The sequence below is a fragment of the Shewanella cyperi genome (assembly GCF_017354985.1).
In the GTDB taxonomy this organism is placed as follows: Bacteria; Pseudomonadota; Gammaproteobacteria; order Enterobacterales; family Shewanellaceae; genus Shewanella; species Shewanella cyperi.
Genome location: NZ_CP071501.1, coordinates 87,605 through 100,528, shown reverse-complemented (window position 1 = coordinate 100,528; position 12,924 = coordinate 87,605). Strand labels below are relative to the sequence as shown.

Sequence of the window (12,924 nt, the reverse complement as noted above, 5' to 3'; positions counted from 1 at the left end):
GGTTTTTTTGTGTCTATAAATGGGCGTGTCAGGCCTTGGCGGCATACAGTGCCTTGCGCTCGCTGTCGGACAGGAAAGCCATCTCCACACCATTGCGCTGCAGACGGGCCAACTCGGCGGCGCTGAAACCCATCTCTTCGGCTACAACCTTGTACTCATGGGCTATATCGATGGCGCTGACACCTGGGTCGTCGGTATTGAGACCTATCAGCACCCCGGCTTCCATAAAGCGGCGCAGCGGATGGTCCAGGTAGGACTTGACCGTTGAGGTGTGCAGGTTACTGGTGGGGCATGACTCAATGCCGATGCGTTTTTCCACCAGGAATTCCATCAGCTTGGGATCGCGAATCGCATTGACACCGTGGCCGATGCGGGTCGCACCCAGTTCCTGAATCGCCTGCCACATGCTCTCGGGTCCGGCGGCTTCACCGGCATGAACTGTGATCTGCAGGTCCGCCTTGCGAACCCGCGCAAAATGGTCATTAAACAGGGCGCCAGGGAAGCCCAGCTCATCACCGGCCAGATCTATGGCCACCAGCTTGTTTTTATGGGCCAGCAAACCATCCAATTCGGCGGTGCAGGCGTCCTGACCGAAAGAACGTGACATGATGCCGATAAGCTTAATCTTCACCTGGGGATAGTCTTTCAGGCCGGCGGCCACGCCATCAATAACCGCTTCCACCACACCTTCGATGGGCAGTTTATGGTTCATGGCCATGTAATAGGGGCTGAATCTCAGCTCGGCATAGTCCAGGCCGGACAGGGCGGCATCGGCCACGTTTTCATAGGCCACCCGCTTGACCGCATCCAGATCGGCCAGCACGGCTACCATCCAATCCAGCTTTTTCAAGAAAGCCACCAGGCTGGACTCTTTGCCCTGGATCTGCACAAAGGGCGCCAGGGTGTCCAAGGAAGACGCAGGCAAGGCAATACCGTGCTGATGGCCCAGCTCCCATATGGTCTGCACCCGTACATTGCCGTCGAGATGCCGGTGGAGATCCACCAAAGGAATCGAATTATCAATCATAGTTAACCCCTGTTTAAATGGCCCCGCCAATGCGTTGTTATTCTTGGTCTTGGGCGACGACCAAGTTTAACATGCATTTTCCTTCCGCCCTCTGAGTAATGTTCAATCTGTTCGCGAAATCAACAAATTCTCCGATTCTGAATCCAATATACCCGGGGTTTGGGCTGACGTTTCCCCTCCGACTGAGGCATAATCGGGACGGCTGCAAAATAACAAGGAACTAAAAAATGCATAAAATTCTGACCCCTGCCCTGCTGATATGCGCCTTGGGTGCCTGCAGTACTCATCAAGCTGCCCAAGCACCCCATTCTCAGATTGAAGCGAGGCAAACGTCCAAATTGCAGCAACTGATTGACCAGGCCTGGGCCGCCCAATTGGCCGCCAGCCCCGAAATGGCCTATGCCATGGGCGATGCCACAGCCGCCGGCAAGCTGACCGACATGTCGCCACAGGCGCTGGAGGCCAGATTCAAACAACAGGCGCAACTGCTGGCGGCCATCAAGCAGCTCGACCGCAGCAGCCTGTCCAAGACCGACAGGATCAATGCCGACATATTGCAGGGCCAATTGCAGAACGATGTCGACATGTATCACTTCAAGGACCATTACCTGCCCATTACCTCCGAGGGTGGCTTCCACGCCTACGTGGCCGGGATCAGCAAGGGCAATTTCAAGACCCTTGAGGACTATCAGCATTATCTGGCCAAGCTCGAAGCCCTGCCGACCTATTTCGCCCAGCAAACCCATTGGCTGAAGCAAGGTTTGGCCGCGGGGATCACCCCGCCCAAGGTCACGCTCAAGGGGTTTGAGGACAGTATCAGCGCCTTTATCGTGCCGGTTAAGGACAGCAGCTATTTCGCTCCCTTCACCCAGTTCCCGGCCGGTTTCAGCGCCGAGCAGCAGGCCGAGCTGCGCAGTCGCGGTGAAGCCCTGGTGCGGGACAAGGTGCTGCCCCTGTACCGCGATTTTTATGATTTCATGACCAAGGAATACATTCCCGGCGCCCGCGAATCCATCGCCGCCTACGATCTGCCCGACGGTAAGGCCTTCTACGAAAACCGGGTGCGCTACTACACCACCCTGGACATGAGCTCGGAAGAAGTACACCAGCTGGGCCTCAAGGAAGTGAAGCGTATCCGTGGCGAGATGGAGCAACTGATCAAGGAAACCGGCTTTAAGGGCAGTTTCGCCGATTTCCTGCATTTCCTGCGCACCGATCCGCGCTTCTATGTCACCAGCCCGGAGCAACTGCTGAAGGAAGCGGCCTATATTGCCAAGAAGGCCGATGCCATGTTGCCGCGCTTCTTCGGCAAGCTGCCACGGGCGCCCTACGGCATTGAACCCGTACCGGCGGAAATCGCCCCCAAGTACACCACAGGACGTTATTCCGGCAGCGAATCCGATGACAGGGCCGGCTACTACTGGGTCAACACCTATGCCCTCGACAAGCGTCCCCTGTACGAACTGGAGGCCCTGACACTGCACGAGGCCGTGCCCGGTCACCATCTGCAGATCTCCATCAACAAGGAGCTGGAGCAACTGCCCAACTTCAGGCGCTACAGCTATATCTCCGCCTTCGGTGAGGGCTGGGGCCTGTACAGTGAATTCCTCGGTCTGGAAGGCGGCTTCTACAAGGATCCCTACAGCAACTTCGGCCGCCTGACCTATGAAATGTGGCGTGCCGCCCGTCTGGTGGTGGATACCGGCATGCACGCCAAGGGTTGGACCCGGCAGCAGGCCATAGACTTCATGGCCGGCAACACTGCGCTGTCACTGCACAATGTAACCACAGAGATAGACCGCTACATTTCCTGGCCCGGTCAGGCCCTGTCCTACAAGATTGGAGAGCTGACCATCAAGCGCCTGCGGGCCAAGGCCGAGACGGCCCTGGGTGACAAATTCGACATCCGCGCCTTCCACGACGCTGTGTTGGAAAACGGCTCAGTGCCCATGTCGGTGCTGGAACAGCAAATAGATGATTTTATTGCCGCCCATCGGGGCTAATGGTGTTATGAGCGACAAGATGTTTACCCAGTCTCTGGCAGACACAAGTATGCAACTGCCGGCGGCGTTCAAGCCGCTAGCGGAGCAAATTTACATGCAGCGCCTGACCACGGCCCCCGGAGTCGAGATTTGCGCCATGGAACTGCGTCATCCCCGGCCGCGGGCGACCCTGGTATTCAGCAATGGCCGGGTAGAGTCGTTCGTGAAATACCTGGAGCTGTTCGCCGAACTCCATGACAAGGGTTATAGCCTGTACGCCCTCGACCATAGGGGCCAGGGACTTTCCTCCCGCTTAACCGCCAATCCCCATCAGGGCCACGTCGCCCGATTTGATGACTATATTGATGATTTTAAAATCTTTATGGACAAACTGGTGCTGCCTCGGGCCGAGGGCCCGCTGCTGCTGAGCGGCCATTCCATGGGAGGCTGTATCGGCAGTCTGTACCTGGAGCGCCATGGCGGCCAATTCCTGGCAGCGGCTTTTTCGGCCCCCATGTACGGTATTCGCCTGCCCATGAGCAAGGTGTTTATCCGCTGGCTGGCACACAAGCTCGACAGCAGTGACAAGGGCCAGCCCAACTATATTCTCGGTGGCGGCGATTACGAGGCTACGCCGTTCGCCAAGAATGACCTGACCCATTGCCGCGAGAGATATGATGATTACCGCGCCCTGTACCAGGCCAATCCGCAGCTGCAACTGGGCTCACCCACCAACCGCTGGTTACTGGAGGCCCTCGACGCCTGCGATGCCAGTGTGCTGGCGGCACGGGAGAGCAAGATACCGCTACTGATCCTGCAGGCGGACGAAGACAGCATAGTGGATAACGAGGCCCAGAAACGGGCCGTGGGGGGGCGCTGTCAGCTGGTTAATATCGCCAACGCCAAGCATGAACTGTTTATGGAAAATGATGTGCCCCGGGCACAGACCCTGGACGCCATGCTGGCCTTCTTCGAGCCCCATCTGGCTCAGGCAGTGGCCTGAAAAAGGGAAAAGCCTTAGGCCCCCAGGCGCCGGTGGTCATGCCGGCCTTCTTCGAATCCTGCTTGGCTCAGGCAGTGACCTGAAACTGGGAATAGGCCTCGATACCAAGGACCTGAAAGTCGTGATGACCTTATCGAATCCTTCTTGGCTCAGGCAGTGGCCTGAAACAGGGAGAAGCCTTAGGCCCCCAGGAGCCGGTGGTCATGCCGGCCTTCTTCGAATCCTGCTTGACTTAGGCCATGAGCTCAGGCCGTGGCCTGAGGCTGGGTAAAGGTTTCGGCGCCGAGACGGGCGGCAAATTCGGCTTCCCCTATGGGTTTGCTGAACAGGTAGCCCTGGAAGAAGTCGCACTGCAGTTGATCAAGGAAATCCCGCTGCAATTGGGTTTCCACCCCTTCGGCCACCACGGCCAAGCGGAGACTGTGGGCCATGTCTATGATGGCCCTGACTATGGCGTCGGCGGCGTCGCTGCTGCCGATGCGGCTGACAAAGGCCGCATCCAGCTTAAGCCGTGACAGCGGCAAACTCTGCAGATAACTCAGGGAGCTGTAACCGGTGCCGAAATCGTCGATGGCGATGGAAATACCCGCCTGCCGCAGAATCTGCATCCGCTCGCTGATAAGCTTCAGGTTGGTCAGCAGCGCGTATTCGGTCAGCTCCAGCTCCAGTTGCTGCGGCATCACCTGCTGCCCCTTGAGCAGGGCAATCAGACGCTCGGCGAATTCCTGCTGGTTGAAGTGCCGGGCACTGATGTTGACCGCCATCGGCGGCACCTCACAGCCCTGAGCCTCCAGGCGCTTAATGACCCGGCAAACCTCCAGCAACACCCACTGGCCTATCTCCACGATCAGGCCGCTGCCCTCGGCCACGGGGATAAATTCCGCCGGCGAAATCAAGCCCTTCTCCGGATGTTGCCAGCGCAGCAGTACCTCGGCACACACCAGTTCACCACGGGCATCGACTATGGGCTGAAACACCAGGAACAGCTCGGCACGGGAGATGGCATGGCGCAGCTCGTTCTGCATCCACAGGTTGCGGGACGCCTTGTCATCCAGTTCCGGGCTGTAGAGGGCGCAACCGTCACGACCGCTTTCCTTGGCCTCGTACATGGCCATATCGGCCTGCCGCAGCAATTGTGCCGGTTCCTGGGGCTGTTGGTTATCGAACAGACATACACCGACACTGGCAGAGACATTCAGCTGCTGATCGGCCAGGTTGAAACTGCGGGCGATCAGTTGCCGTATTTGCCCCGCCAAATTAAGGGCGCGCTTGGCGGCCGCTTCCGGCGTTTCGGACACATCCAGGACCACCACGGCAAACTCATCCCCACCCAGGCGTGCCACCAGCGCATTGCCCGAAAAGGCCCCCGCCAAGCGGGCCGCCACCTGGATAAGCAGCCGATCACCGTGATGATGCCCCAGGGCATCGTTGATTATCTTGAAGTTATCCAAATCAATCAGCATCAGGGCGCCAAGGCGTTTACGGGTGACCGTCTTGCGGCCACTGCCCTGCTGGAAGTCATACAAGGCGTCCATCACGGCGCGACGGTTGGCCAGATTGGTCAAAGGATCGTGATTGGCCTGATGGGCTATGGCCTGCTGGTTGCGCACCTCGTCCGAGATGTCCCTGTGGGTACCGATAAGGCGTGCCGGTTTGCCCTGCTCATCCCATTCCACCAGCATGCCGCGGTCGAGCACCCAAATATAATGGCCCTGTTTATGGCGCATACGGTGCACGCTCTCATACACCTCTGACTCACCATTGAGGTAGCCATAGAGAGCCTGCAAAACCTTGTCCTTGTCTTCGGGATGGATCCGCGACTCCCAGCTTTGGTATTCGCTGCTGAGCTCAGATGGGCCATAGCCCAGCATGTCCTTCCAGCGATCGGACAGGAACAGTTCATCACTGGCCAATTGCCAATCCCAGATGCCGTTATGGGAGCCTTCCACTGCAAACAGCCAACGCTGCTCGCAGTCCCTGAGCTGTTTTACCGTGCGCTCAAGACGGCTCTGGGTTTCCCCCAGATAGCCCTGCAACTGGAAAATTTCGCTGGAAGCCAGGGGGATTGGGCGGGCAAACGCATCGGTGGAAGGATTGGCGGCCGCCCTGGCCAGCAATCGCAGGGGGCGAATGCCGGTAACATGCAGCAGCGCCAGCAACACCAAAATCAACAGGGCGCCGACACCCCAGATGCGCAAAAAGCGCTGCTGCAACTGATCGAGGGCACCGTTAAAGGCCGCGGACAGATCGTATTCGAGATAAATGAGTTCCACTTCACCGAAGCGGCCGGGATCGGAATTTTTGATAGGGTAATAGGCCTGCACCGACAGGCGCTCGGGATTAACCGCCACCCAAGGCGTGCCGCCCTGAACCACCTGCTCATGGCGGGCTGGCTCATAACCATCGATCACCAGCCGGGCCCGGCTGCCCTGCCAGACTATGTGGTTGGCATAACGAATGGCACTGCTGTTATCCAGCAGTACCAGCACCATCAGGTTCAGATCCGTACTGGCCAGGGAGACTTCCTGCTCGATGCGCTCTTCATCATGGACCGCCAGCGCCGATTCCACTATGTGCTGCAAACGGAACATCTGCGAGCGGATTTGGGCCGTCTGCTCGGTCGCCGCCGTGTCCCTGAGTTGCTGCTGCTCATAAAGAAACTCGCCCGTGACCAGGCACAGGTATATCAGCAGTACACTTACAGGCACTATCAGGGCCAGCGGCAGTCTTGGCAGTTTCGGCACAAAGGATCCGGTCAGGGGAACAAATCAATCATCTATGCTAGCGACAAAGACCTACTTTGGCAAAGGCTTCCCGGTCATTCCCGGCTAAGGCTGGTATGGAAATCAGCTTAGGCATCAATCTCTTGGCTATATAGCCGCTGCCGTACTGAATACAGTGTTTCCCGCGCCGTACCCGGATACGGAAAAAGGCCCCGCCAACATGCAGGGTGTGGCTCCATACCCAAACCGAATCCCCAGCTTACTTAAAGGTCAAATGGCCGCCGAGGCGGAAGCGGCTGCCGGGGTGTATCAGGCGGGCGAAGCTGACCACCCCCTGGCGTGACCAGGTGCGGCGGATGATCTGCAGACAGGGCTCGGAGGCGGGGATCTCCAGGCGCCGTTGCACCTGCTCCTTGGGCACTATGGCCTCTATGGTGTGGCGCGCCTCGGTGAGCGGCGCCACCCGCGACAGGTATTCGTGGGGCGTGAGATGGCTGAAGTCTTGGGCCAGATAGTCGGGGATGAGACCGGGGTTAACAAAGCGCTCTTCCAACTGCAACGGCAAGCCCTGCTCGCAGTGGACCAGCACAGAATAGAACACGGCACTGCCGGTCTCCAGCCCCAGCGCGATGGCGATGGGTGCGCTGGCTTCCATGGTCGTCAGCTCCAGTACCCGCACGCTGTAACCGTGGCCCCTGTCCTTGATTTCATCGGCGATATTGCGAATCGACAACATGGGCGACTGGGATTTGAGTGAGGCCACAAAGGTGCCCAGCCCCTGGGAGCGCTCCAGCACCCCGGCGTCCACCAGCTCGGTCAGGGCGCGGCGGGCGGTCATGCGGCTGCAGCCAAACTGCTCCGCCAACTGGTTCTCCGAGGGAACCCGGGCGTGCTCTTCCCACTCACCTGATTCGATGCGGGCGATAATGTATTGTTTGATTTCCGCGAACTTGGCAGTGACCATCACTCTTCCTGGCGGGCCGCTGCATTTTGCCGGGCCCGGTCCCTTTATCCCAATCTGAAATGTCGGCTATAATCCTAGCTTGTATATACAAGCAACCACAAGCAAGCCCCTAAAATTAACCGCCGCCCGTCACTACACAGGAGTCATCATGTCTTGGGATCAGGTTTGGATTGATATCAATATCGCCACCATGGACGCTGCCATAACCGAAGCTTACGGTGCCATCACGGATGCAGCGCTGGCGGTGAAGGACGGCAAAATTGCCTGGCTTGGCAAGCGCAGCGAACTGCCCAGCTTCGATGCCCTGGCGACCCCGGTTTATCGCGGCAAGGGCGGCTGGATCACTCCGGGTCTCATCGATGCCCACACCCATCTGGTGTTTGCCGGCAACAGGGCCAACGAATTTGAATTGCGGCTGCAGGGCGCCAGCTATGAAGAAATCGCCCGCGCCGGTGGCGGCATAGTCAGCACGGTCAAGGCCTGCCGCGAGGCTGAAGAGGCCGAGCTGTTTGACCTCGCCCGCCGCCGCCTCAATGCTCTGGCCAGGGAAGGGGTCACCACGGTCGAAATCAAGTCCGGCTATGGCCTGGATCTGGATACCGAACTCAAGCTGCTGCGGGTCGCCCGCGAACTCGGCGCCCACCACCATGTGGACGTGGTCACCACCTTCCTCGGTGCCCACGCGATTCCGCCCGAGTTCAAGGCCTTGGGTGACGGCGCCGCCGATGCCTACGTGGATCTGGTGGTGAACGAAATGCTGCCGGCTGTGGCCGCCGAACAGCTGGCCGATGCCGCCGACGTGTTCTGCGAAAACATCGCCTTTAACCTTGAGCAGACAGAGCGGGTACTGACCGCCGCCCAAGCCCTCGGCATGGACATCAAGCTGCATGCCGAGCAGCTCAGTAACCTCGGCGGCAGCGAACTGGCGGCGCGTCTCGGTGCCAAGTCGGTGGACCATATAGAGTATCTGGACGAGGCCGGGGTCAAGGCCATAGCCCAAAGCGGCACCTGCGCCGTGCTGCTGCCGGGCGCCTTCTACTTCCTGCGGGAAACCAAGCTGCCCCCAATCGACCTGCTGCGCCAGTACGGTGTGCCCATGGTGCTGGCCAGCGATTTCAATCCCGGCTCCTCACCCCTGTGCTCCACCCTGCTGATGCTGAACATGGGCTGCACCCTGTTCCGCCTGACGCCGGAAGAGGCACTCAAGGGTGTCACCTGCAATGCCGCCATGGCCCTGGGCCGCGAGCACAGCGTTGGGATTATCCGTGAGGGGATGCAGGCAGACTTCTGCCTGTGGAATATCACCACTCCGGCGGAGCTGGCCTATTCCTACGGAGTGAATCCCCTGGTGGATGTGGTCAAGGCTGGCAAAGTTATCCACCAATAACTTAGACCTTGCCGAGCAGAGGGTGCCTTTATGGCACCCTTTTGTTTTTAAGACATTTATCAGTCTTTTCAGTCAAGCCGTGTACAGGTAACCGACGCACCTTTAGCCCCGTTCGACTGCCGCCAAGGGCACCACAGCATAGCGCTATCAACGCCAGGCGGCAGCCGGCAATCACAGTACGCTGCTACACTTCCCCAACAAGCCGGCGCCGGCAGGTTCAAGGACGAGTATTTTTATCGCCCCCCCTATTTGGCGTCAGATTAACTCATTAAAATAGCGATTGATCTCACGGCAGAAGTCAAAATTGACCCGCCCCTTCGGCAATGACGATCAACAGGAAGAACAGTGCGCAACAGGCCAAGCGCTGTTCAACCGAGGGACAGACCGCCGTGCGGTCGTTATCCGGGCCACTATTGAGTTGTTTTGGGAAGTTGTTTTTGGGAGCTGTTTTGCATAATCCTTTGCCAGAGATGAGGTACGACAACCACAGACCCCGTCCGCCGTTAGCCGAGCTCAAGGCCAGATCCCGGGGCCGCGTCTGGTTGTTGTTTTTCACGCTCCTGCTGTGTCTGGCAGTCCTCATTGCCCAGGAAATCCAAACCTCCTATTACCAGGCCAAGTACCTCAGCCGCTATGCCAGTGAGCTGACCTATGAGTTAAAGCCGGAGCCAACCCAGGCGGTCAGCTATCCCGATTACGGCCCCTTCGATGAGCGCCACGGCTACAGCAAGCTGCCCTCCTATATCGACAGGCTGCTGCAGCGTCACTTCCAGGTGACCCGCCAGGTGGCCTTTTCACCGGCCCTGCAACAGTATGCCCAGTGGGGCTTCTTCCCGCCTTACCGTGAGAAGGCGCAATCGGGACTGACCTTGCTGGACTGCCGCAACCGCGACCTGTATGAGTTCCGCTACCCCAAACGCGTCTATGGCAATGAGGACAAGATCCCCGACGAGATAGTCAACACCCTGCTGTTTATTGAAAACCGGGATCTGTGGACCGAAGAAGAGAAGCTCAACCCTGTCATGGACTGGCCGCGCTTTGTGGTCGCCGGCCTGAGCCAGATAGCGGAAATGCTGGGGCTGGATGTGCCCACCTCCGGTGGCAGCACCCTGGCAACCCAGATCGAGAAATTCCGTCATTCGCCCCAGGGGCTGACCTCAAGCATCAAGGACAAGCTATTGCAGATAGGCTCCGCCAGTGTGCGGGTATATCAGCAGGGGGAAAAGACCGGCCCCGCGCGCAAGCGGATAGTGCAGGACTACCTGAATACAGTCCCCCTGGCCTCTGCCCCCAACCATGGCGAGGTGCACGGCATAGGCGATGGCCTGTGGGCCTGGTTTGGCACAGACTTCGATGCCGCCAACCGCTTGCTGGCCTCGCCCCAGAGCCAGGCCAACGGTGCGGAGCGTGGTCAGGTATTCCGTCAAGTGCTGGCCCTGATGATAGCCCAGCGCCGCCCGTCCTATTATTTGCTGCAAGGCCATGATGATCTTGAAAACCTGGTCGACAGCCACCTGAGACTGCTCGCCCGCCACGGCCTGATAGAGCCGGATCTCAGGGATGCCGCCCTGGGACAAGCGCTGCACTTTGCCCGGGGCAAACCGCAACGCAATATTCAGACCGAAGCCGACAAGGGCATCAACACCATCAGGATCCGCACCGCCGGCATGCTCAATGCGGAACTGTTCGAGTTGGATCGCCTCGACCTCAGGGTCAACAGCAGCCTGCACAGTGAGCTGCAGCAAAGCGTCAGTCGCTACCTGCGCAGCCTGAGCCAAACCGCCACAGCCGAACGCATGGGCCTGCTGGGTGAACGTTTGTTGCAACCCAGCCAACTCGCAAACGTGCTCTACAGTTTCACCCTCTACGAGCGCACCCCGGGCGCCAATCAGGTACGAGTGCAAACCGACAGCACAGTGCAACCTTTCGATATCAACGAAGGCAGTAAGCTGGAACTGGGCTCCACCGCCAAACTGCGGGTGCTGTCCACCTATCTGGACATCATCGCCGAGATCCACGCCAAGTATGCCGACTGGCACATCATTGAGTTGGAAGGGGTCACCATAGAGCCCAAAGATCAGCTGACCCGCTGGGCCATAGATTATCTGATTGCGCACCCCGACCGCAGTCTTGAGCCCATGCTCGACGCCGCCCTGCAGCGGCAATATTCCGCTTCACCCCGGGAGCAATTCTTTACCGGCGGCGGCCTGCACGTTTTCAGTAACTTTAAAAAGGCCGAGGATCTACAGACCCCGAGCCTGTACCAGGCGCTGCAGGACTCCATTAACCTGCCCTTTGTGCGCCTGATGCGGGACATAGTCAATTACAGCAGCAGTATGAGAAACGAGGGCAATATGGCCCAACTGCTGCGTAACGATAAAGATCCCAAGCGGGACGAATACCTGCGGGTCTTTGCCGACCGCGAAGGCAATACCTTTGTGACCAAGTTCTATCGCAAATACAAAAAGCTGGCGCCGGATGAGCGCCTTGACACCTTCTTTGATGGCGTGCCCCAGGCGGAGCAACAACTCTCCGCCGCTTACCGTTACCTGCAACCCTATGAGTCCCTGAAGGCCTTCGGGGCATTTATGCAGCAGCGCCTGTCGCAACACAGTTACAGCGAGCGTCGCCTGACGGAGCTTTTTAACAAATACGGTCCGGATAAATATAACCTGCCCGATCAAGGCTATATAGCGCGGGTACACCCGCTGGAACTCTGGGTGCTCGATTACCTGCTGCAGCATCCCGATGCCGATCTGGAACAGGTCAAGGAGGCCAGCAAGGCCCAGCGTCAGGAGGTGTACCGCTGGCTGTTTAAAACCCGTCACAAGAACGCCCGCGATGTGCGGGTGCGGGTGATGCTGGAGGTCGAGGCCTTCCTCGACATTCACCAACGTTGGGTGAAATGGGGCTACCCCTTCGCCTCCATGGTGCCCTCCCTGGGTTCGGCCCTTGGCAGCTCAGGTGACAGGCCCGCGGCCCTGGCCGAGCTGATGGGGATCATCCAGAACGACGGTTTCAGGCTGCCCACTGTGCGGATCAATCAGCTGCATTTCGCCATCGATACCCCCTACGAGGTTCAGTTGCAGAACCAGCCGCCCCAAGGGGAACAGGTGATGCGCCCGGAAGTGGCGCGGGCACTCAAGGCCGCCCTGGCCAATGTGGTGGAAAATGGCACGGCGCGGCGCCTGAAGGGAATTTTTGTTGATGACAAAGGCACCAAGCTGGCTATAGGTGGCAAGACTGGCACAGGTGACAACCGCATAGTGACCCAGATGCAGCACGGCCGCAAAGTGGCCACCCTGGCGATGAACCGCACCGCCACCTTTGTGTTCTACCTCGGCGACAACTATTTCGGCACCTTAACCGCCTTCGTCCCCGGCAGTCAGTCCGATGATTTCAGCTTCACCTCCGCACTGCCACTGCAAGTGATGAAGGGCATGATGCCTATCCTCGCCCCCTACGTGACGTCCCCCACAGGGATGTGTACAGCAGAGGACTAATGTGGCCTTTGTCGCCAAGCTGCGCTTGGCGAATCCAGGTTTTAGCCCCTACGGGGCTTGCCGCTTTCCAGTGGATAAAGTCGTGGCTTACTGCCTCGAGTAGCCAACAAACTTAGCTGTATCTTCCAGCCATGCGGCAACAAATCACCTGCGGTGGGCTTACGCACAGGCACCCCAGTGACACGCTGCAAGCACATCCCTGTAAGCTCTGCCTCGCCATCCATGGCGAGGAAGGTCACTGGTTCGCCTGTGCCTAATTTAAAGGTGCACCACTTAAGCCGTGCGGGATCTTCCGACAACTCAGAAGCCAGAGGAATACACCATTTCCGCTCGAA

The 12,924-nt window shown here is 58.7% G+C and carries 7 protein-coding genes; 4 read left to right on the top strand and 3 right to left on the bottom strand.

What is annotated here, in order from left to right; translation table 11 throughout:
• Positions 1 to 28: 28 nt before the first annotated feature.
• Entirely contained in the window at positions 29 to 1,027 is a 999-nt protein-coding gene (add, locus tag JYB84_RS00425) for an adenosine deaminase (RefSeq protein ID WP_207321520.1), read from the bottom strand.
• A 227-nt stretch (positions 1,028 to 1,254) separates the two neighbouring features.
• Between add and JYB84_RS00420 the strand changes: the two genes are divergently transcribed.
• Together JYB84_RS00420 and JYB84_RS00415 are read left to right on the top strand one after the other, a co-directional pair.
• Positions 1,255 to 3,030, top strand: a complete 1,776-nt coding sequence (locus JYB84_RS00420) for a DUF885 domain-containing protein (RefSeq protein ID WP_207321519.1) — start codon at positions 1,255 to 1,257, stop codon at positions 3,028 to 3,030.
• A 7-nt stretch (positions 3,031 to 3,037) separates the two neighbouring features.
• Entirely contained in the window at positions 3,038 to 4,012 is a 975-nt protein-coding gene (locus tag JYB84_RS00415) for an alpha/beta fold hydrolase (RefSeq protein WP_228290849.1), read from the top strand.
• Between the two features lie 245 nt (positions 4,013 to 4,257).
• On the opposite strand, the gene JYB84_RS00410 is transcribed toward JYB84_RS00415, so the two are convergent.
• Entirely contained in the window at positions 4,258 to 6,756 is a 2,499-nt protein-coding gene (locus JYB84_RS00410) for a putative bifunctional diguanylate cyclase/phosphodiesterase (RefSeq protein WP_228290848.1), read from the bottom strand.
• A 238-nt stretch (positions 6,757 to 6,994) separates the two neighbouring features.
• Complete coding sequence (hutC, locus tag JYB84_RS00405; protein ID WP_207321518.1) at positions 6,995 to 7,699, bottom strand: histidine utilization repressor; 705 nt, start codon at positions 7,697 to 7,699, stop codon at positions 6,995 to 6,997.
• A 148-nt stretch (positions 7,700 to 7,847) separates the two neighbouring features.
• Between hutC and hutI the strand changes: the two genes are divergently transcribed.
• The gene (gene hutI / locus JYB84_RS00400; RefSeq protein ID WP_207321517.1) at positions 7,848 to 9,086 is read left to right on the top strand and encodes an imidazolonepropionase; all 1,239 of its coding nucleotides are present in this window, start codon (positions 7,848 to 7,850) and stop codon (positions 9,084 to 9,086) included.
• Positions 9,087 to 9,556: 470 nt separating this feature from the next.
• Entirely contained in the window at positions 9,557 to 12,589 is a 3,033-nt protein-coding gene (locus tag JYB84_RS00395) for a transglycosylase domain-containing protein (protein WP_207323049.1), read from the top strand.
• Positions 12,590 to 12,924 lie beyond the last annotated feature (335 nt).